Source organism: Janthinobacterium sp. UMAB-60 (genome assembly GCF_900095235.1).
Lineage (GTDB): Bacteria > Pseudomonadota > Gammaproteobacteria > Burkholderiales > Burkholderiaceae_D > Janthinobacterium.
The window spans coordinates 21,067-41,964 of sequence record NZ_LT607482.1; the positions used below are offsets into that span (position 1 = coordinate 21,067).

Below are 20,898 nucleotides of genomic sequence, written 5' to 3' on the forward strand. Positions count from 1 at the left end.
CTCGCGCTTGGTTTGCCGCAAATGATCTCCAGTCAATCCGCCGTACGCTGATTCTTTACCAGTCAAATCCTTCCTATTTATACTAATAAAGGTATAATTCATGAAGATCACTCCAAAGCCTCACAAGCCGCTGGTGTGGGTTGCTTCCACCAAGAAAGAGTTGATGGCCTTGCCTGTGGACATCCGTTCATTCTTCGGCCATGCGCTGGACCTGGCGCAGCGAGGTGAGCGCCATGACAGCGCCAAGGTATTGCACGGTTTTGGCTGTGCTGGCGTGCTGGAAATCATCGACGATGGTGTGGGTGGCACCTATCGCGCCGTCTACACGGTGAAGTTCGAGGAGGCGGTGTTCGTGCTGCACTGCTTCCAAAAGAAGAGCAAGAGCGGTATCGCGACGCCGAAGCAGGAAATGGATCTGGTGCGCGCCCGCCTGCAGAATGCACAACAATGGATCGAGGAGTTACGCCATGAAAAAACATATCGTCGATGAGACCGAGTTTGAACTGTCCAGCGGTAACGTCTTTGCCGACCTGGGCCTGCCCGGCGCCGACAAGCTGCAAATCAAGTCCGGCCTGGTGGGGGAAATCCGCAATGCCATGCGCAAGCTGGAATTGACGCAGGAAGAAGCAGCGCAGCGCATGGGGATCGCGCAACCCAAGGTGTCGGGCATGTTGCGTGGCGATTTTTCCGGCCTGTCCGAACGCAAACTGATGGATTGTCTGAACCGCCTCGGTTACGACATCGAGATCAGCGTCAAGCCGGCCGCCAACGCCATCGGTCACCTGAAACTGGCTGTCGCCTGAGCTTCCTCACTCGCGTCCCCCGGCCTGTGCTGCTGCCGCGCGGCTGGTAAAATGGCGTTATCCGCAATGACCGCCTGAGAGCAGCCGCCATGTCCACACTCGATCACACCCCCGCCGCCGTTCCATCCTCCATCACCATCACCCGTCCTGACGACTGGCATTTGCACCTGCGCGATGGCGCCGTCATGGCCAGCGTGCTGCCGCACAGCGCGCGCCAGTTCGGCCGCGCCATCGTCATGCCGAACCTGAAGCCGCCCGTCACCACCACGGCGGACGCCAGCGCCTACCGCGAGCGCATCCTGGCCGCCGTGCCCGAAGGCGTGAACTTCGATCCGCTGATGGTGCTGTACCTGACGAACAACACTTCGCCCGACGAAATCCGCCGCGCGCAGGACAGCGGCATCGTGCAGGCTGTGAAGCTGTATCCGGCTGGCGCCACGACGAATTCCGACCTGGGCGTGACGGATTTGAAGAATTGCTACAAGGTGCTCGAAGTGATGCAGGAAGTGGGCATGCCCTTCCTCGTGCACGGCGAAGTGACGGACCCGGAAATCGACATCTTCGACCGCGAAGCCGTCTTCATCGAGCGCGTGATGCGTCCGCTGCGCAGCGCCTTCCCGGCTCTGTCCGTCGTGTTCGAACACATCACCACCAAGGATGCTGCGCAGTATGTGGCCGAAGCGGAAGGCCCGATCGCCGCCACCATCACGGCGCATCATCTGCTGTACAACCGTAACGAGATTTTCAAGGGTGGCATCCGCCCGCATTACTACTGCCTGCCCATCCTCAAGCGCGAAGAGCACCGCCTGGCGCTGATGACGGCCGCCGCCAGCGGCGACGAGCGTTTCTTCCTCGGCACCGACTCGGCGCCGCACGCGCAAGGCGCCAAGGAGATGGCTTGCGGCTGCGCCGGTTGCTACACGGCCCTGCACGCGATGGAAATGTATGCCGAAGCGTTCGAACGGGCCGGCGCGCTGGATAAACTGGAAGCGTTCGCCAGCTTCCACGGCCCGGCCTTCTACGGCGTGCCGCGCAACACGGACAGCATCACCCTGAAGCGCGAAAGCTGGATTTTGCCAGCCTCGCTGCCGCTGGGCGACAGCCATGTGATTCCGCTCAACGCGGGCGAGCAGATCAACTGGAAAATGGTCTAAGCGCTCCATGCTGCCATCGATAGACTGGACCCGCCCCTGGTTTGCCACGGTGCTGCCGGCGCGACGGCAACTGGACCTGCAGCACGACACGGTAATCGTCGCGCTGAACGGCCGGGCGCGGGCGCTGGACTTGCGCAATCCCACCGGCTTGCCGCTGGCCTTCGTGCCGCAAGCGGACTTGCCCGAAGGCGTGGCCTACGAGGAGTTCATCGGCGCGACGGGCGGCGTGCCCACGCGCGACAATCTGCACGATTTTTTCAACGCGCTCGTGTGGCTGACTTTCCCCCGCATCAAGCGGCAATTGAACGCGCTGCAGGCGGCGCAGATCGCCCTGTCCGGCGTCGGCAAATCGCGCGGTCCGGCACGCGACGGCGCGACGATTTTCGATGAAAATTCCGCCTTGCTGGTGCTGCGCGACAGCGATGCCGGACGCGCGCTGGAAACGGCGCTGCGCGGGCACGACTGGCGCAGCGCGTTCATTGCGCAACGCGAGAAATTTGGCGCGGGCGGCGACGCCGAAGTCTGGCTGTTCGGCCACGCGCTGATGGAAAAACTGGTGGCGCCGCGCAAGGCCATCACGGCGCACACGCGCGTGATTTTTGCCGGCGACGCCTACTTCGCACTCGATGATGCGGCACGCCGCGCCTGGCTCGACGAGCGGGTGGCGCAAGACCTGGCCAGCGATGGCTTGACGACAGCCGATTTCACGCCGCTACCCGTGCTGGGTTTACCCGGCTGGTGCGAGGGCCAGGACGACGATTTTTACAATGACGCGGCGGTGTTCCGCCCCAAGCGCAAGGCAGCTGGCGCAGAAAGAGATCAATAGCATGGAAAACACCGTCCGCTGGGGCATCCTCGGTACCGGCAAGATCGCCCGCGCGATGGCCCATGGCTTGCGCGACGCGCCCGGTGCGCAACTGGTGGCGGTCGCTTCGCGCAGCGCCGCCGGCGCGCAGGCCTTTGGCGCCGAATTCGGCATCGAAGGCTGCCACGGCTCCTACCAGGCGCTGGCTGACGATCCTGGCGTGGACGTGATCTACATCGCCACGCCGCACACGCTGCATGCGGAAAACGCCTTGCTGTGCCTGGCCGCCGGCAAGCACGTCGTGTGCGAAAAGCCGTTCACCATGAACGCGCGCGAAGCGCAGGCCATGGTCGATATGGCACGCGAAAAAAAGCTGTTTTTGATGGAAGCCATGTGGAGCCGCTTCCTGCCCGCCGTGCAGGAAGCGCGGCGCATCATCGCCAGCGGCGAAATCGGCGTGCTGCGGCAAGTGCAGGCCGATATCGGCTTTGTCGCCAATTTCCCGCCCGAACACCGCATGTTCAATCCCGAACTCGGCGGCGGCGCGCTGCTCGATGTGGGCATCTATCCGCTGTCGATGGCGGCGTTTTTCCTCGGTCCGGTATCGGCCGTGCAGGCGTTGGCCGAGATGGGCGTCACCGGCGTCGATGAGCAGGTAGTATTTTCCTTGCTGCACGCGGGCGGCGGCACCTCGTCCTGTGCCTGCAGCCTGCGCGCGCAGACGCCCACGGAAATGACCATTTCCGGCAGCCTGGGACGCATCCGCCTGCCCAACCGTTTTTACAAGCCCGATCACCTGATCGTCGAAGCGATGGATGGCGCGCGCCGCGTCGTCGCCGTGCCGCACCTGGGCAATGGCTACGCGCACGAGGCCATCGAAGCGATGCGCTGCATCCGCGCCGGCCTGCTGGAAAGTCCCGTCATGCCGCACGCGGACAGCGTGGCGCTGATGCACAACCTTGACACCATGCGTGGCCAGATCGGTCTCGTGTACCCCGCCGACCAGGCGTGAACAGGCCTAAACAGGAATTCGCCATGACATTGCCCTCATCCCGCCCCAGCCTGAAAACCGTCCTCATCGCCAGCGGCGTCGTCCTGACCCTGGCGATGGGCGTGCGCCATGGGCTGGGCTTCTGGATGCAGCCGATCTCGCAAGCGAATGGCTGGACGCGCGAAACGTATTCGCTGGCGCTGGCCATGCAAAACCTGATGTGGGGTGTCTTCGGTCCGTTCGCCGGCATGGCGGCCGACCGTTTCGGCACCATGCGCGTCGTCATCGTCGGCGCCATCAGCTACATGGCGGGCCTGGTGTGGATGGCGCTCGTGACGCAACCCGTGCTGTTCATCGCCGGTTCCGGTATCTTCATCGGCCTGGCGCTGGCCTGCACGGCCTTCGGCGCCATCAGCGGCATCATCGGCCGCAGCGCGCCGCCCGAGCAGCGCTCGTGGGCCTTCGGCATCTCGTCGGCGGCCGGCTCGTTCGGCCAGTTCCTGATGATGCCGGTGGAGCAGCAGCTGATTTCCGCCGTGGGCTGGCAAAACGCCTTTTATGTGCTGGCCGCGCTGGTGCTGCTGGCCATGATCCCGATGGCCTTTTATCTGCGCGAGCCACCCGTCTCGCACGCCAGTGGGCCGCAGCAAAGCGTTGGCGCCGCCTTCAGCGAAGCTATCGCCAGCCGCTCGTTCTGGCTGCTGCTGGCAGGGTATTTTGTCTGCGGTTTCCAGCTGGTCTTCATCGGCGTGCATTTGCCGGCCTACCTGAAGGACCAGGGCCTGATGAATCCGAACATCGCCGTCACGGCGCTGGCCCTGATCGGCCTGTTCAACATCGTCGGCTCTTACTACGCGGGCAAACTCGGTGGCAAGATCGCCAAGCGCTACCTGCTGTCGGCCATCTACGTGACGCGCGCCGTGGTCATCACCGTGTTCCTGCTGGCGCCATTGTCGGCGTGGTCCGTGTATCTGTTTGCCGCCGGCATGGGCGTGCTGTGGCTGTCGACCGTGCCGCTGACGAACGGCATCATCGCCGGTATTTTCGGCGTCAAGCACCTGTCGATGCTGGCCGGGATGGTGTTCTTCTCGCACCAGGTGGGCAGTTTCCTGGGCGCGTGGCTGGGCGGCTATCTGTACGAGCACCAGGGCAGTTACCACATCGTGTGGATGATCACCATCGGCCTGGGCTTGCTGGCCGCGCTGATCAACCTGCCCATCGACGAGCGCGCCGTCAAGCGCACGGCGGTGGCCGCGTAATGGGCAACTGGCGCACATGGCTGTGGCGTCTGGCTGGCGCCGCGCTGCTAGCCATCGTCTTCCTGGCCTATCTGCGCCCCGACTTCATGCTCGACCTGGCGAACCGCTTCTGGATGTGCATGTAGGCTGCGCGGGCACAAGGTGGTTTGCGAAAAGTCGGATTACGCCAGAAGTCGGATTACGCCAGAAGTCGGATTACGCCAGAAGTCGGATTACGCTACGCTAATCCGACCTACCCGACCTGCCGTCAGCGTATTTGCGTAGGTCGGATTAGGCCGCAGGCCGTAATCCGACAACACCGGGAAATAAGCAATATCGACGGCGCTTAGGCCGCAGGCCGTAATCCGACAACACCCGAAATCATGCGATACCGACGCGCATTTCAGCCAGGCGGCAGCTTTTTCTTTACGGTGGTGACTGCCCGTCGCCGGCTCGTTTTTGCTACCGCCACTGCCGTGGATGTGCTGCGGGATGCTTTCCGCGCCGTGCGCCAGAAACGGCCATTCGACATCGAGGCCATTGTCATCCTGCCCGATCACCTGCATTGCATATGGACCTTACCTGCAGGCGATGCCGATTTCATGACGCGCTGGAGGCTGATCAAGACGTGGTTCAGCAAGCATGCAGGATTGAAAGACGTTTGGCAGCATCGTTACTGGGAGCATCTGCTACGCGATGAGCGCGACTTGATAAAGCATGTCGATTACATCCATTACAACCCCGTCAAGCATGGCTTGGTGAGTAAAGTCATCGATTGGCCGTATTCCAGTTTTCACCGGTATGTAAAGCACGGCTTGTGTGCAGAGGATTGGGGCGGGGGTGGTGCGGCGATGGACGGTGTAGGGCGGGAGTGAATGTTGTCGGATTGCGCCAGAAGTCGGATTAGCGCGCAGCGCGTAATCCGACTACACCTTCAAAAACTCTTCCTTGCCACCCAGCCAGCGCGCCAGATGCGCTTCCACGGTGGCCGCCGCCGCCGCGGTGGTGGCGTGCAGCAGATCGTGCGCCACGTCGCGCGCCTGATCGACCAACCATTGGTCCGTTTCCAGGTCGGCGAAGCGCAGCATGGCCTGGCCGGACTGGCGCGCGCCGAGGAATTCCCCAGGACCGCGGATTTCCAGGTCGCGGCGGGCGATTTCAAAACCGTCCGTCGTTTCGCGCATGGTCATCAAACGCTGGCGCGCCACGCCGCCCAGCGGGCCTTGATACAGCAGCAGGCAGGCGCTGGCCGCCGTGCCGCGTCCCACGCGGCCGCGCAACTGGTGCAGCTGCGACAAACCAAAACGCTCGGCGTGCTCGATCACCATCAGCGAGGCGTTTGGCACGTCGACGCCCACCTCGATGACGGTGGTGGCCACCAGCACGTGGATCTGGCCGGCGATGAAGGCATCCATCACTTCCTGCTTTTCCGCCGCTTTCAAGCGGCCGTGCACGAGACCCACCTGCAGCGCGGGCAGGGCTTCGGCCAGCATCATGCAGGTGTCGGTGGCCGTCTGCAGCTGCAGCGCTTCCGATTCCTCGATCAACGGACAGACCCAGTACACTTGCCGGCCTTCCAGCGCGGCCGCATACACGCGGGCGATGACCTCGTCGCGCCGGTTCTGGTCGATGGCGCGCGTGACGATGGGACTGCGTCCCGGCGGCAGCTCGTCGATCACCGACACTTCCAGGTCGGCGTAATACGTCATGGCCAGGGTGCGCGGGATCGGCGTGGCCGACATCATCAGCTGGTGCGGCACGGCCGCGCTGTCGCCCTTGTTGCGCAGGGTCAGGCGCTGGCCCACGCCGAAGCGGTGCTGCTCGTCGACGATGACCAGGCCCAGTTTGGCAAACAGCACATTGTCCTGGATCAGCGCATGCGTGCCGATCACCAGCTGCGCTTCGCCCGATTCGATCAGGGCCAGCGCCGCCGTCTTTTCCTTTTTCTTCAGGCTGCCCGTCAGCCAGGCGACCTTCACGCCCAGCGGCTCCATCCAGGCGGCGATCTTGCGGAAGTGCTGCTCGGCCAGGATCTCCGTGGGCGCCATCAGCGCGGCCTGGTAGCCGCTGTCGATCGCTTGCGTGGCGGACAACGCCGCCACCACCGTCTTGCCGCTGCCGACGTCGCCCTGCAGCAGGCGCTGCATCGGATACGGCTGGCGCAGGTCGGCGCGGATTTCCTCAAGCACGCGCGCCTGTGCGCCCGTCAGCTTGAAGGGCAGGGCGGCGCCGAAGGCGTTCGATAAAGTGCCGACGATGGGCAGGGACGCCGCGCCTTTCGAGCGGCGCGCGCGCTGGGCGCGTTTCAGCGACAGCTGCTGCGCCAGCAGCTCATCGAATTTCATGCGCACCCAGGCCGGGTGCGAGCGGTCCATCAGCGCGCTTTCATCGATGTCCTGCGGCGGATAGTGCAGCAGGTGCACGGCGGCGCGGAACGGCGACAGCTGCATCTGGCGCAACAGCTCGTCAGGCAAGGTGTCGTGCCAGTCGATGCGGCGCATGGCGTCGGCGATTTCGCGCCGCAGCACGTGCTGCGACAAGCCTTCGCCGGACGGATACACGGGCGTCAGCGCTGTGGGCAGCGGCGCGCCCTCGTTGACCACTTTATACGTCGGGTGCACCATCTCGGCGCCGAAAAAGCCGTGTTTGAGTTCGGCGCGCGCGCGTACCCGCGTGCCTTCGGCCAGTTGCTTGACCTGGCTGCCGTAGAAATTCATGAAGCGCAGCAGCAAATTGCCCGTTTCGTCGGCGATCGTCACCAGCAATTGCTTGCGCGGCTTGAAATTGACTTCGCACTTGGTGACGACCCCTTCCACTTGCCACGACTCGCCGCCGCGCAGGCAGGCGTCGCGTATCGTGTAGACCTTGGTCTCATCCTCGTAGCGCATCGGCAAGTGCAGCACCAGGTCCATATCCGTGCGCAAGCCCAGTTTGGCCAGCCGGCTTTCCGTGCTGACCACCTTTTTGACGGCTTTCGGCTTCGCGGCGGGCTTGGCTGTGGGAGGAAGATCGGGCTTGGGTTCGGACATATCGGAGATTTTTGTGCCGCTAGCGTAAAATAGAGGGTTGTCCGGCACACCCTGTGCGTACCGCAATCATAATTTGTTGCGGCGGATTATTGTAATGCCTGTATAGGCGCACAGTATAGTGCCAGATGTTCCATTGCGCACTCCTAATCATTTTTGACGTACTTTTGAAGCAAAACGCATGTATTCGCTTTCCGATTTCGATTTTAATTTGCCGCAAGAAAACATTGCGCAAACTCCGTTGGCCCAGCGCAGCGCCTCGCGCCTGTTGCATCTGGACGGCGACGCCCTGGTCGACCGCAGCTTCGCCGATATCGTCGGGCTGTTGCAGGCGGGCGACCTGCTGGTGATGAACGATACCCGCGTGCTGAAAGCGCGCTTCTTCGGCGTGAAGGAAAGCGGCGGCAAGATCGAGGCGCTGGTCGAGCGCGTGCTCGACGAGCGCACCGTGCTGGCCCAGGTGCGCGCGTCGAAGTCGCCGCCGCCCGGCTGCCGCATCCGCCTGGCCGACGCCTTCGATGTCACGGTCGGCCAGCGCGCCGGCGAATTTTTTACTTTGCACTTCGAGGCCGACGTGTTCGAGCTGATCGAGGCGCATGGCCGCCTGCCGCTGCCGCCGTATATCGAGCACGATGCGGACGAATTCGACGAAACGCGCTACCAGACGGTGTTCAACAAGGTGCCCGGCGCTGTCGCCGCGCCGACGGCCGGCCTGCATTTCGACCAGGCCCTGCTCGACCAGTTGAAGGCCAAGGGCGTCAATTTTGCCTATGTGACCCTGCACGTGGGCGCCGGCACCTTCCAGCCCGTGCGCACGGAAGTACTGGCCGAACACAAGATGCATACCGAGTGGTACACCATGCCGCAGGAGACCGTCGACGCCATGCGTGCCGCCCAACTTGCCGGGCGCGACGTGGTCGCTGTCGGCACGACCAGCTTGCGCGCGCTGGAATCGGCCTCGCAAAGCGGCCAGCTGCTGGCGGGCAGCGCCGATACGGCCCTGTTCATCACGCCCGGCTATGCGTTTAAAACGGTGACGCGGCTGATCACCAACTTCCATTTGCCAAAGTCGACCCTGCTGATGCTGGTGTCGGCCTTTGCCGGCTATGAGCCGATCCGCAACGCCTACGCGCATGCGATCGCGCAGAACTACCGTTTCTTCAGCTATGGCGATGCGATGCTGCTGACTACGCAATCGCGCGCTGCGCTGAACCTTGATACCCCCGTGAAAGACTGACCATGCTGGAATTTACATTACTCAAGACCGACACGAGCGGCCTGACCAAGGCACGCCGCGGCACCTTGAAACTCAACCATGGCGTCGTGCAGACGCCGATCTTCATGCCAGTGGGCACTTACGGCACCGTCAAGGCGATGTCGCCGCTGGAACTCAACGAGATCGACGCGCAGATCATCCTGGGCAACACCTTTCACTTGTGGTTGCGTCCTGGTAACACCGTCATGGAGAAATTCGGCGGTTTGCACGGTTTTATGGGCTGGAACAAGCCGATCTTGACCGATTCGGGCGGCTTTCAGGTGTTTTCGCTGGGCGCCATGCGCAAGATCACGGAAGAGGGCGTGCATTTCAATTCGCCCATCAACGGCGATAAATTGTTCCTCTCGCCGGAAGTGTCGATGCAGGTGCAGCGCGTCCTGAATTCCGACATCGTCATGCAGTTCGACGAATGCACGCCGTACGAAATCGAAGGCCGCCCGGCCACCATCGAGGAAGCGGCCAAGTCCATGCGCATGTCCTTGCGCTGGGCGCAGCGCTCGAAAGACGAGTTCCACCGCGGTGAAAACCCGAACGCGCTGTTCGGCATCGTGCAGGGCGGCATGTTCGAAATGCTGCGCGACGAGTCTCTGGCCAAGCTCGAAGAGATCGATTTCCCCGGCATCGCCATCGGCGGCCTGTCCGTCGGCGAGCCGAAGGAAGACATGATGCGCATGCTGGCCCACGTGGGCCCGCGCCTGCCGGCCAACAAGCCGCATTACCTGATGGGCGTGGGCACGCCGGAAGACCTGGTGGCCGGCGTGTCGAACGGCATCGACATGTTCGATTGCGTCATGCCGACGCGTAACGCCCGCAATGGCTGGCTGTTTACCCGTTTTGGCGACATCAAGATCAAGAACGCCAAGTACAAGGAAGACCAGGCACCGCTCGACGAGACCTGCAGCTGCTACGCCTGCCGCAACTTTTCGCGCGCCTATTTGCACCATTTGCACCGTTCCAAGGAAATCCTCGGCGCGCGCCTGAACACCATCCACAACCTGCATTACTACCTGGACTTGATGCGCCAGATGCGTGAAGCGCTCGATGAAGACCGTTTCCATGCGTTTACCCTGCAATTCCATGCGGAACGCGCACGCGGAACTTAAGAAAAGCTTAGCTTGCGCCCTGGCGGCAGCAGCGCTGGAAGTTTTGTGTATTGGTGCTTGGACTGGGGCGATAAAGCATTGCATAATGCCTTTTTAGCCCCACTTAAAGTTGCCATGCCTGCAATTCGGGTTATGACGTATAGCCAATGCTAGAATACAGCGCTATTTTTTCAAACTGATTAGAACTGGAGTCACCGTGTTTTTCATTTCCAACGCTTATGCGCAAGCCCCAACCGACGCCCTCGGCTTCGGCGGCAACCTGACCAGCTTCCTGCCGCTGGTATTGATGTTCGTGGTCATGTATTTCCTGATGATCCGTCCACAGCAAAAACGCGCCAAAGAACAACGGGCGATGATGGACGCGCTGGCCAAGGGTGACGAAGTCGTCACCGCTGGCGGCATGCTGGGCCGTGTTGTCAAGGTAGTGGACGCTTACGTCACCATCGAAGTGGCGACCGGCACCGAAGTCACGGTACAAAAGAGCTCCATTACCACCTTGCTGCCTAAAGGCACCCTGAAGGCGCTGTAATTCCTCGCTGTCATTGCCTTGGCAATGATGCCCCGGGGCGGCTACCCGCCGCCCCTCGCGACGCCTCCGACGCTCAACACTGAACGCTGAATCACTATGAATCGCTATCCTGCCTGGAAATACATCATCATCGTCGTCGCCTTATTGCTGGGCGCACTCTATACGGCGCCCAATTATTTCGGTGAATCACCGGCGCTGCAAGTAACCAGCGGCAAGTCGACTGTCAAAGTGACGGCCGAGCTGATGACGCAAGTCGCGGAAATATTGACGAAAGAGAACGTCAAGTCGGAAGGTGTCACCATGGATGGCGCGGGCAACCTCGCCTCCGTGCGCGTGCGTTTCGCCGATCCCGATACCCAGTTCAAGGCAAAACTGGTGCTGGAAAAGGACCTGAATACGGATGCCAGCGACCCTGCGTACATCGTCACGGTCAACCTGCAAGCCAATACGCCAATGTGGATGCAAAAATTGCATGCCTTGCCCATGTACATGGGCCTGGACTTGCGCGGTGGCGTGCACTTCCTGATGCAGGTCGATGCGAAAGCCGTACTGAACAAGAAAATCCAGGGCGTCCAGTCCGCCGCGCGTAGCGTGCTGCGCGACAAGAATATCCGTCACGCCGGCATCGAGCGCGTGGGTGACAGCGTGCAGATCAACTTCCGCGACGCGGAAACGCGCCTGAAGGCCAAGAATGTGCTGTCCGACCAGATGTCGGAACTGGCGTTCGCCGATGCGGGCGAAGGCAGCGATTTGAAACTGAACATCACCCTGAAACCGGCGGCCCTGAAAGCCACCATCGACGAAGGCGTGAAACAGAATATCTCCACCCTGTCCAAGCGCGTCAATGAGCTGGGCGTGTCCGAGCCGCTGATCCAGCAGCAAGGTCCTGACCGTATCGTGGTGCAGCTGCCTGGCGTGCAGGACGTGGCTCGCGCCAAAGCCATCATCGGCCGCACGGCCACGCTGGAAGTGCGCCTGGTCGACGAAGGCATCGTGCCTGGCACGGAACTGTCGAGCGCCATCCCGTTCAACTCGGAATTGTTTACGGTTGGCAAAGGCGTGCCTGTCGTGCTGTCGAAAGACGTGATCCTGACGGGCGACTATATCTCCAGCGCCACGGCCAGCTTCGACCAGAACCAGCAAGCGGCCGTGTCGATCGACCTGAACGGCGACGGCGGCCGCAAGATGCGCGAAGCGACGCGCGAACGCGTGGGCAAGCGCATGGCCATCGTGCTGTTTGAAAAGGGCAAGCCGGAAGTGTTGTCGGTGGCGACCATCCAGCAGGAACTCGGTTCGCGCTTCCAGATCACCGGCATGGGCGGCGCGGAAAACGCGAATGAACTGGCGCTGCTGCTGCGCTCGGGCGCCTTGTCCGCACCGATGACCGTCATCGAAGAACGCACGATCGGACCGCAACTGGGCGCGGAAAACATCGCCAAGGGCTTCCATTCGACCCTGTATGGCTTCATCGCCATCGCCATTTTCATGATCGCCTACTACATGCTGTTCGGCGCCTTCAGCGTGCTGGCCCTGGCCACCAACCTGCTGCTGCTGGTCGGCCTGCTGTCGATGATCCAGGTGACGCTGACCTTGCCAGGTATCGCCGCGATCGCGCTGGCGCTGGGCATGGCGATTGACGCCAACGTGCTGATCAATGAACGTATCCGTGAAGAGTTGCGTGCCGGCAGTACGCCGCAAGCGGCGATCGCCGCCGGCTTCGACCGTGCATGGGCCACGATTCTCGACTCGAACGTGACCACCCTGATCGTCGGCCTGGCGTTGCTGGCCTTCGGCAGCGGTCCGGTGCGCGGCTTTGCCGTCGTGCATTGCCTGGGCATCCTGACGTCGATGTTCTCCTCCGTGTTCGTGTCGCGCGGCGTGGTCAACCTCTGGTATGGCCGCAAGAAAAAGCTGACGACCTTGTCGATCGGCACGGTGTGGGTGCCGGGCACCAGCAAATAAGCGGCGGCCCCGACTCACCCCATAGCGACAACAGCGATCGTGTCCGGTGGCCCAGCCGCCGGACGCACAGAACAGAACTCAGAGGATTTCATGGAATTTTTCCGGATCAAAAAAGATATTCCCTTCATGCGCCATGCGTTGATTTTCAACGTGATTTCGGCCGTGACCTTCATTGCCGCCGTCTTCTTCCTGTTCCACAAGGGCTTGCACCTGTCAGTGGAATTCAAGGGCGGCACCGTGATGGAGGTCAAATACCCGAAAGCGGCCAACCTTGAAGGCATACGCGGCAGCCTGATCGGCATGGGCTATGAAGAGCCGGGCGTGACCAGTTTCGATACGGCGCGCGACGTGATGATCCGCCTGCCGGTGGAAAAGGGCGTCAGCGCCGCGAACACTTCGCAGCGCGTGTTTGAAACGCTGTGCAAGGCCGAGCAAGGCACGACCAAGGGCATCGATACCGTCACTGAAAAGGGCGAGCACGTCATCAAGACCGCCTGCGTGGACGCCGCTGGCGCCGAAGCGCTGGTGCTGCAGAAAGTCGAATTCGTCGGCCCGCAAGTGGGCGAGGAACTGACGCAGAACGGCCTGAACGCGCTGGTGATGGTGATCCTGGGCGTGATGGCTTACCTGGCCGTGCGCTTCGAGTGGAAATACGCCGTTTCGGCGATTATCGCCAACTTGCATGACGTGGTCATCATCCTGGGCTTCTTCGCCTTCTTCCAGTGGGAATTCTCGCTGACGGTGCTGGCGGCGATCCTGGCGGTGCTCGGTTACTCGGTCAACGAATCGGTGGTGATCTTTGACCGTATCCGCGAAAACTTCCGCAAGCAGCGCAAGGCTTCCGTGCATGAAGTGATCGACAGCGCGATCACCAGCACCATTTCGCGTACCATCATCACCCACGGTTCGACCCAGATGATGGTGCTGTCGATGCTGGTCTTCGGCGGCCAGACCCTGCACCACTTCGCACTGGCGCTGACCATCGGTATCTGCTTCGGTATTTACTCATCCGTGTTCGTCGCGGCCTCGATCGCCATGTGGCTGGGCGTCAAGCGCGAAGACTTGATCAAGCCGGTCAAGGAAAAAGACGAAACCGACGGCGCCGTGGTGTAAGCGCAGGGCTTTTTGCAGCTTGAATGAAGAACGATCACCGTTTGCGGTGGTCGTTTTTTTTTGTGGTGGATGACGATGAAGCGTTTTTTATGCGTAGGTATGATGGCGGGCGTGACGGCATTGGCCGGCGCCGCCGAGTTCAGCCGCACTGGCAGCGATAGCATCACCCTGCGCGGCCCGGTTGCCGATGGCGACGTGGACAAGCTGCGGCTGCTGGCCACGTCGGCTACGACGCTGTTGCGCGTCAATAGCGATGGCGGCGAGCCGCAGTCGGCCATGCAGCTGGGACGCCTGGTGCGCCAGCTACGGCTCGATATCGCCATTGACACGGTGTGCGCGGGCAGCTGCGCCCTGTACCTTTTCCCGGCCGCGCAACGCAAAAGCATTCCGGACACCGCCGTGCTGGCGCTGCAGGACACGGCCTTTCTGCGCGCGCAGGAAGGCCCGCAGCACATGCGCCGCAGCCTGATCGAGGCGGGCGTGGCGGCTGAGGACCTCGGCAGTGAAACGGCGGCACTGGCGGCCCGGTTGGCCGACACGGCGGCGCAGGAAGCGGCGTTTGCCGTGGAGCTGGGCATAGCCCCCGCCTTTTACCGCGACTTTCGGCAAGTGGCGGCGCGGGCCGATGGCGTGCGCCAGCGCTTTCCCGACCAGGAGGCGGCCGTCTACTGGTGGCCGGGGGCGGCACGGCTGCAGCGCTGCTACGGCATCACCGGCGTGGACGAAGGCCCGCGCGCGGCGCGCCTGGCGCCGGACGGCTATCTGTACGTGCCGGCCCTGTCCGCCCTGGTGATGGGCGACCAGGCTTTGCAGGCCTGTCCATGAGCCGCAGCGGCCGTTTGTTCCTGCTGATGGACGCCATGCGCGCCAGGCGCGTGCCCGTCACGGCGGCCCAGCTGGCGCAGCAGCTGGGGGTATCGGAGCGCACGATTTACCGCGATATCCAGACCCTGGCCGAACTGGGCGCGCCCCTGCAGGGGGAGGCCGGCATCGGCTATGTGCTGCGCCGTGGCGCCTTTCTGCCGCCGCTGATGTTCGGACCCGATGAACTGGAAGCGCTGGTGCTGGGCGCGCGCTGGGTGCGCCGCCAGGGCGATGCGGGCCTGGCGCAGGCGGCCGGCAATGCCCTGGCGAAGATCGCGGCCGCCTCGCCGCGCGACCTGCGCGACAGCATGGCCGAGACCAGCTTGTGGGTGCCGCTGGGTGTTCCCGCCGATGGCACGCAGCCGGCCGACCGCTATGTGCAGCCGGTGCGCGAGGCGATTCGCTACGAACAGAAGCTCACGCTCGCCTATCAGGATGAGCATGGCAGCGCCACCTCGCGCACGGTGTGGCCGTTTGCCCTGGCCTTTTTTGAAGGCAAGCGCCTGCTGGCCGCCTGGTGCGAGCTGCGCGGCGATTACCGGCATTTCCGCATCGACCGCATCGCCGACGTGCGGCGGCATGAGGAGCGCTATCCCACGCGCCGCCACGCCTTGCTCGATACCTGGCGCAAGGCGCACGATATCGACCCGGAATCCTGAGATGCGCTCCTGACAAAAACTGTCAGTGACTGGTTCTACGATGGTGGCTTCTTCACTCACCGGAGCCATCCACCATGCGCCTGTACCACCACCCCATGTCTTCGAATGCCCGCCGTGCCCTGATGACGGCGATCCACCTCGGCCTGCCTCTGGAACTGGCCGAAGTCGACCTGATGAATGCGGATGACCGCCGCCGCCTGGACGAACTGAACCCGAACGGCAAAGTGCCCGTGCTGGCCGATGGCGCTTTCCTGCTGTGGGAATCGTGCGCCATCATGCAATACCTGGCCGAGCAGGTGCCGGGCCAGACGCTTTATCCGCAGGCGCCGCAGGCGCGTGCCGACGTCAACCGCTGGCTGTTCTGGGCCGCGCAGCACTTCGCGCCCGCCATCAGCGTGCTGGCCTGGGAACGCGCCTGGAAGGGCATGACGGGCAATGGTCCGGCGGACCCGCTGGAAGAGGCGCGCGGCGAGCGCGATCTGCATGAGTGCGCCGTGGTGCTGGATGCGCATCTGGCGCGGCGCGACTGGCTCAGCGGAGACGCTGTGACCCTGGCCGATTTCGCCGTGGCCGCGCCGCTGATGTACAGCGACGCCGTGCGGCTGCCGCTGGCCCAGTACCAGCATATCGAGGCATGGTTTGCCCGCGTGCGGCAGTTGCGCGCCTGGCGGGAAACGGACGTGGAACTGTTGCCGGGGTAATCTGTGCGCTACGTGTGCCAGCGCACGGAGCCGGCACAGCGGCACGCATAAGATAGGGCTGTCTCTTTCAGGACATCCCTAGCTTTGGACTTTGCCCGCTTTCGAGCGGGTTTTTTTTTGAATGGCGTCTTGATAAATTGATCATCACCGCACAGGTGGGCCGCATCCCACTTCCAGCAGGTACGCCATGTTCATGCCACGCCATCCGAAACCCCTGTTGAGTACCAAGGCGGTCGCCACGCAAGTCGTCCAGCAAAAGCAGGGGACGCAGGCCGTGGACAAGCATGTGCTGATCGTCGAAACGGTCAAGCCGGCGGTACCGCCGCCAGCGGGCAAGACGCCTGCAGGCTAGTGCACGAGCACCTTCAGCAGCGACTGTACTTCATCGTCCGATTCTTCCATGATGCTCGACAGGGTCGCATCGCCGATCACGCAATCGATGCTGCCGGCGGCGCGGGCGGCGCGCACGGCGATGGCGGCCGGGCTTTCGTTGAGGGGCGACGAGACGGGCGCCAGGTCATTCGCCAGCAGCAGGGTATCGCCCAGCGATTCGGGCGGGATGGCGCGCAAGCCTTCCCACAGCGCAGCGATGGCGCCCATCACCGCTTCCGGCACCTTCAGTTTGGTCAATACGCCATGGCCGATGGCTTGTTCGCCATGTTCGACCCAGTCCTGCGGTTCGCCATCGAGGATGCCGGGGAATTCGGCTGCGCGTGACAGCAGATAAAAGCCGCCCACTTCATGCATGATGCCGGCAAACAGGGCCGTATCGGGATCCACCCTGGTGACGCGGCGGGCCAGGACTTGCGACAGGGCCGCCACGTGGGCCGTATGCTCCCACAGCTGCTTGGCCTTCGCCTGCAGCACGGGATCGGTGATGGTGCTGCCCAGCTGACGCACGATCAGCGACGCCACCACCGACTGCAGGGTACGCACGCCGAGCCGTTGCACGGCATTGCGCACGCTGGTGATTTCATTGCCGGAGCGGTTGAACGCCACCGAATTGGCGATAGCCACCGTGCGCGCGGCCAGCAGCGGGTCGGCTTGCACCAGCTTGGCAGCGGCCTCGATATGGCAGTCGGGATCGGCCAGCGCCTCTTGCAGCTTGAGCGAAGCGTTCACATTGGCAGGAAAGGTCAGCTCGCCACGAGCGGCTTGTGCGGCGATGCTTTTAAAGGCGTCGAGTCTGTTCATTGAAAAAATTATACTCGCAATATTTCCGTACGGAACTTTTTAACCGTGATCTTTTCGCAAACAGGCGAGTAAAAGGCAAGTAAAACCCCGTAAACGGAAAAAGGCATGCCGCTATATCTGCGGCATGCCTTTTTTAACGACCGCGATCGTCAAGCGCTACTACAGCGATTCGCTGAAGATCGCGTCGCAGCCTTCGACCAGTTCGTCGCTGTCTTCCAGCTCATCCGTCAAGCCCAGGTCGAAGAGTTCCTCGACGGCATTCATGAAGCTGTTGTGCTTGGTGGCGCCGATCAGGCGGTAGATTTCGCCGTCTTCGTTGCGCACGCCGATGATCAGTTTTTCCTGGCGGACCAGTTCCGGCGTGCTGGCGTTGAGCAGCAGGTTGCCGATGATGTGTTTATCGAAATGAGCGGGCTTTTTGCCGTCGAGCAGTGTGGTTTTCAACTTGGTTTCCTTTGTCTTGTTTGAATGTCTGTGCTTGGTGAATTATCAACTGTGGCCGTTGGCGATCGCGTGTTTCAGGCCCGCCAGGGTGGTTTCCAGGCGCATGAAATCGTCTTCGGTATAGCCGTCAAACAAGCGCTGTCCTTGCTTTGTCAGCTTGGGGAACACGTCATGGAACATCTGTTCACCCTCGCAGCTCAAGCGCACGAAGTAGGAGCGCTTGTCTTTATTGCAACGTTCGCGTACTACCAGCCCCTTTTGCTCCAGCCGGTCCACCACGCCCGTCAAGGTGCCCTTGGTAATCAGGGTTTTCTGGCCCAGCTCCTTGTAGGACATGCCGCAGGTGTTGCCGAGCGTGGCAATGATGTCGAATTGCGCATGCGTCAAGCCGTACTGGCGCACGAAGTCGCCTGAAAACCGCTCGAAGCCTTGCATGCATTCGGCCAGCAGCCGGATACTTTTTAAATATCGTTCACCCATGGGGTGTGATTATATCCTTCCATCCCGCTTTTTTCCGCTGGGGCAGCGGCGTTATTGCATGAAGGGTTCGATGGGGCGGAAGTCCGGTATCATGTGGGCAACTCAGCCCTTGCCCCTGGTCCGCCCCGCCGATGTCTTTCGCTAATCTTTCCCGTATCGGCCTCGACAAACCGCTGCGCCTGCTGTTGGTCCATGCCGGCGATGCCGAGTCGATTACCTGGGCGGGCCTGGTGCAGCCGTTGCGCCTGTGCGCGCGGGCGCTGGGGCCGGACGCGCTGCAACTGGACGTGCGCACGCCCGAGCAGGTGGCCCAGCAGGGCGGCAACTGGCATATCGCGCTGCTGGTGGCCGATGAAACGCAGGCGCCGCTGCGCGCCGAGCTGTGCCGGGCCGTGATCGAGCGCTGCCGTTCGGCGCCATTCTGGGGCGGCGTGGGCGCGGCCGTGCTGTGGCTGGCCGACGCGGGCGTCATGGATGGCGTGCGCATCGCCTTGCCCTGGGCCCTGTATGCGGATGCGGAAGCGAAGGCCGAACGCGCCATCCTGACGCCGCACCTGTTCGACATCGACGGCCCGCACATTACCTGCTGCGGCGGCGCGGCCAGCATCGATTTTTCGCTGACCCTGATCGAGACCATCTTTGGCGCCGACGTGCAGGCGCTCGTCAAGGAAGCATTGTGCGTGGACAAGGTACGCGGCAAGGAAGAACGCCAGCGCGTGGCCTTGCAGGCGCGTTTCGGCGTGCTGCAGCCAAAATTATCCGAAGCGGTGACCTTGATGGAAGCTAATATCGAGGAGCCGCTGTCGACCGATGACATCGCCAGCCTGGTGGGCCTGTCGCGGCGCCAGCTGGAACGGCTGTTCAAGCAATACCTGGGCAGCTTGCCATCGCGCTACTACCTGGAGCTGCGGCTGCAGCGCTCACGGCAACTATTGCTCGATACACATTATTCCATCGTGCAAGTGGGCCTGATGTGCGGCTTTTCCTCGGGCTCGCACTTTTCCACGGCCTTTGGCACCCTGTTTGGCAATACCCCGCGCGAAGAGCGGCAGCGCAAGCTGATGCCGCCTGTTTGATTAAAGCAAGCCCGGCTGTGATGAATTGTGAAAATCCTTGTCGCAGATTCAAAAGAGTTTTAGCATCCCGCTTTTTATAATGCAGTACACACGTAGCTGTCGTAGCTGCGGAGTACCTAACATATTGATGGGGAAATGCTATGAATGCCAAGCTTGATTCGACCGTAACGGCTCGTCCAGTCACCCGGGAAACCTTTGACCAGGTCCTCGTTCCTACCTACGCTCCTGCAGCCATGGTGCCCGTGCGCGGTTCCGGACTGGATCTGTGGGACCAGTCTGGCAAGCATTACCTCGATTTCACCTCCGGCATCGCCGTCAACAGCCTGGGCCACTGCCATCCTGTGCTGGTCGACGTGCTGACCAAACAAATCAATAATTTGTGGCATTTGGGCAACGGCTATACGAACGAGCCTGTGCTGCGTCTGGCGCTGGCCCTGACGGAAGCGACCTTCGCCGACCGCGCCTTCTTCTGCAACTCGGGCGCGGAAGCCAACGAAGCGGCCCTGAAACTGGCGCGCAAGTACGCGCACACCAAATTCGGCGCGCACAAGTCGCGCATCATTTCGTGCTTCAGCTCTTTCCACGGTCGCACCCTGTTTACCGTCTCCGTCGGCGGCCAGGCCAAGTACACGGAAGGCTTCGAGCCGCTGCCACCGTCGATCGACCACATCGCCTACAACGACATCGAAGCGGCGCGCGCCGCCATCGGCGATGACGTGTGCGCCGTGATCGTCGAGCCGGTACAAGGCGAAGGCGGCGTGGTGCCGGGCAATCCGGAATTCCTCAAGGAGCTGCGCGCCCTGTGCGACAAGACGGGCGCTTTGCTGATTTTCGACGAAGTCCAGAGCGGCATGGGCCGCACTGGCGCGTTGTTCGCCTACATGGGCTATGGCGTCACGCCGGACATCCTGACGGCTGCCAAGGCGCTGGGCAACGGCTACCCGATCGGCGCCATGCTGACCACGAATGAACTGGCGCCAACCCTGGCCGTCGGCACCCACGGCACCACCTACGGCGGCAACCCGCTGGCCGCCACCGTGGCCTTGAGTGTCCTGGAAACCATCAACACGCCAGCGTTCCTGGCGCGTGTGAAAGAAGCCAGCGTCAGCACCATCGCCATGCTGCAAGGCTTGATCACGGATTACCCACAAGTGTTCTCCATCGTGCGCGGCAGCGGTTTGCTGCTGGGCATGGTAGTCAGCGATGCCTGGAAGGGCCGCGCGAAAGACATCCAGAAAGCGGCCGAAGCGCAAGGCTTGATGGTGCTGATCGCCGGCATGGACGTGGTGCGCCTGGCGCCGGCCCTGATCGTCTCGGACGAGCAGATCGCCGAAGCGGGCCGTCTGCTGCGCGTGGCCATCGACGGCCTGCTGAAAGCCTGAGGCTAGCCTCGCTCCCTGTTTCATCACCGGCCCGCCGCTTTGCCGCGGGCCGGCTTGGTTCTACCCGGGTATTCAGCCCAAGTATCGTCAGCATTGAA

Annotated in this window: 23 protein-coding genes; 19 read left to right on the forward strand and 4 right to left on the reverse strand. The window is 62.4% G+C overall.

What is annotated here, in order from left to right; all coding sequences use genetic code 11:
* Window positions 1-100: 100 nt before the first annotated feature.
* The 8 genes from K0F86_RS00090 (at window position 101) to K0F86_RS00120 (ending at window position 5,866) form a co-directional block, all read left to right on the forward strand.
* On the forward strand, window positions 101-490 hold the full coding sequence (locus K0F86_RS00090; protein WP_219132405.1) for a type II toxin-antitoxin system RelE/ParE family toxin: 390 nt from the start codon (window positions 101-103) through the stop codon (window positions 488-490).
* A complete protein-coding gene (locus tag K0F86_RS00095) occupies window positions 468-803 on the forward strand; it encodes a helix-turn-helix domain-containing protein (protein WP_219132406.1) in 336 nt (111 codons plus the stop codon). The genes K0F86_RS00090 and K0F86_RS00095 overlap by 23 nt, the downstream gene beginning before the upstream one ends.
* A gap of 89 nt (window positions 804-892) precedes the next feature.
* Window positions 893-1,957, forward strand: coding sequence for a dihydroorotase (gene pyrC, locus K0F86_RS00100; protein ID WP_141171005.1), 1,065 nt, complete (start codon window positions 893-895; stop codon window positions 1,955-1,957).
* Between the two features lie 7 nt (window positions 1,958-1,964).
* Complete coding sequence (locus tag K0F86_RS00105) at window positions 1,965-2,783, forward strand: DUF3025 domain-containing protein (protein WP_219132407.1); 819 nt, start codon at window positions 1,965-1,967, stop codon at window positions 2,781-2,783.
* A gap of 1 nt (window position 2,784) precedes the next feature.
* Complete coding sequence (locus K0F86_RS00110; protein ID WP_219132408.1) at window positions 2,785-3,774, forward strand: Gfo/Idh/MocA family protein; 990 nt, start codon at window positions 2,785-2,787, stop codon at window positions 3,772-3,774.
* A 23-nt stretch (window positions 3,775-3,797) separates the two neighbouring features.
* Window positions 3,798-5,012 carry an MFS transporter gene (locus tag K0F86_RS00115; RefSeq protein WP_219132409.1) on the forward strand — a complete coding sequence of 405 codons (1,215 nt, stop codon included), beginning with the start codon at window positions 3,798-3,800 and terminating at the stop codon, window positions 5,010-5,012.
* Entirely contained in the window at window positions 5,012-5,137 is a 126-nt protein-coding gene (locus K0F86_RS27265; protein ID WP_257571913.1) for a hypothetical protein, read from the forward strand. Before K0F86_RS00115 ends, K0F86_RS27265 begins: the two co-directional genes overlap by 1 nt.
* A 237-nt stretch (window positions 5,138-5,374) precedes the next feature.
* Window positions 5,375-5,866: a transposase gene (locus tag K0F86_RS00120; RefSeq protein WP_257571914.1), complete on the forward strand. Its 492-nt coding sequence runs from the start codon at window positions 5,375-5,377 to the stop codon at window positions 5,864-5,866.
* A 51-nt stretch (window positions 5,867-5,917) separates the two neighbouring features.
* Here K0F86_RS00120 and recG read toward each other — a convergent pair whose 3' ends face one another.
* Window positions 5,918-8,020, reverse strand: coding sequence for an ATP-dependent DNA helicase RecG (gene recG, locus K0F86_RS00125; RefSeq protein WP_219132410.1), 2,103 nt, complete (start codon window positions 8,018-8,020; stop codon window positions 5,918-5,920).
* 178 nt (window positions 8,021-8,198) lie between these two features.
* Here recG and queA point away from each other — a divergent pair, with 178 nt between their 5' ends.
* From queA to K0F86_RS00170, 9 genes are all read left to right on the forward strand, one after another.
* The gene (queA, locus tag K0F86_RS00130; protein WP_219132411.1) at window positions 8,199-9,254 is read left to right on the forward strand and encodes a tRNA preQ1(34) S-adenosylmethionine ribosyltransferase-isomerase QueA; all 1,056 of its coding nucleotides are present in this window, start codon (window positions 8,199-8,201) and stop codon (window positions 9,252-9,254) included.
* Between the two features lie 2 nt (window positions 9,255-9,256).
* Complete coding sequence (tgt, locus tag K0F86_RS00135; RefSeq protein WP_071075171.1) at window positions 9,257-10,396, forward strand: tRNA guanosine(34) transglycosylase Tgt; 1,140 nt, start codon at window positions 9,257-9,259, stop codon at window positions 10,394-10,396.
* A 196-nt stretch (window positions 10,397-10,592) separates the two neighbouring features.
* Entirely contained in the window at window positions 10,593-10,925 is a 333-nt protein-coding gene (gene yajC / locus K0F86_RS00140) for a preprotein translocase subunit YajC (protein ID WP_096238151.1), read from the forward strand.
* Between the two features lie 96 nt (window positions 10,926-11,021).
* The gene (gene secD, locus K0F86_RS00145) at window positions 11,022-12,887 is read left to right on the forward strand and encodes a protein translocase subunit SecD (RefSeq protein WP_219132412.1); all 1,866 of its coding nucleotides are present in this window, start codon (window positions 11,022-11,024) and stop codon (window positions 12,885-12,887) included.
* A gap of 90 nt (window positions 12,888-12,977) precedes the next feature.
* Complete coding sequence (gene secF, locus K0F86_RS00150; protein ID WP_219132413.1) at window positions 12,978-14,000, forward strand: protein translocase subunit SecF; 1,023 nt, start codon at window positions 12,978-12,980, stop codon at window positions 13,998-14,000.
* Window positions 14,001-14,075: 75 nt separating this feature from the next.
* Window positions 14,076-14,825 (forward strand): hypothetical protein, encoded by a 750-nt coding sequence (locus K0F86_RS00155; RefSeq protein WP_219132414.1) that lies wholly within the window; start codon window positions 14,076-14,078, stop codon window positions 14,823-14,825.
* Window positions 14,822-15,523, forward strand: coding sequence for a YafY family protein (locus K0F86_RS00160; protein ID WP_219132415.1), 702 nt, complete (start codon window positions 14,822-14,824; stop codon window positions 15,521-15,523). The genes K0F86_RS00155 and K0F86_RS00160 overlap by 4 nt, the downstream gene beginning before the upstream one ends.
* 74 nt (window positions 15,524-15,597) lie before the next feature.
* The gene (locus tag K0F86_RS00165) at window positions 15,598-16,224 is read left to right on the forward strand and encodes a glutathione S-transferase family protein (protein WP_219132416.1); all 627 of its coding nucleotides are present in this window, start codon (window positions 15,598-15,600) and stop codon (window positions 16,222-16,224) included.
* Between the two features lie 187 nt (window positions 16,225-16,411).
* On the forward strand, window positions 16,412-16,576 hold the full coding sequence (locus K0F86_RS00170) for a hypothetical protein (protein ID WP_219132417.1): 165 nt from the start codon (window positions 16,412-16,414) through the stop codon (window positions 16,574-16,576).
* Here the strand turns inward: K0F86_RS00170 and K0F86_RS00175 are convergent.
* The 3 genes from K0F86_RS00175 to K0F86_RS00185 all read right to left on the reverse strand — a co-directional run bounded on the left by K0F86_RS00175 (window position 16,573) and on the right by K0F86_RS00185 (window position 18,342).
* Window positions 16,573-17,418, reverse strand: coding sequence for an HDOD domain-containing protein (locus tag K0F86_RS00175; protein WP_071075178.1), 846 nt, complete (start codon window positions 17,416-17,418; stop codon window positions 16,573-16,575). The two genes, K0F86_RS00170 and K0F86_RS00175, sit on opposite strands and share 4 nt — an antisense overlap.
* A gap of 159 nt (window positions 17,419-17,577) precedes the next feature.
* Complete coding sequence (locus K0F86_RS00180; protein WP_219132418.1) at window positions 17,578-17,862, reverse strand: hypothetical protein; 285 nt, start codon at window positions 17,860-17,862, stop codon at window positions 17,578-17,580.
* Window positions 17,863-17,907: 45 nt separating this feature from the next.
* Entirely contained in the window at window positions 17,908-18,342 is a 435-nt protein-coding gene (locus K0F86_RS00185; RefSeq protein ID WP_219132419.1) for a MarR family winged helix-turn-helix transcriptional regulator, read from the reverse strand.
* 131 nt (window positions 18,343-18,473) lie between these two features.
* Here K0F86_RS00185 and K0F86_RS00190 point away from each other — a divergent pair, with 131 nt between their 5' ends.
* A complete protein-coding gene (locus K0F86_RS00190) occupies window positions 18,474-19,418 on the forward strand; it encodes a GlxA family transcriptional regulator (RefSeq protein WP_219132420.1) in 945 nt (314 codons plus the stop codon).
* Between the two features lie 140 nt (window positions 19,419-19,558).
* Window positions 19,559-20,800 (forward strand): acetylornithine/succinylornithine family transaminase, encoded by a 1,242-nt coding sequence (gene astC, locus K0F86_RS00195; RefSeq protein ID WP_219132421.1) that lies wholly within the window; start codon window positions 19,559-19,561, stop codon window positions 20,798-20,800.
* Window positions 20,801-20,898: the final 98 nt, after the last annotated feature.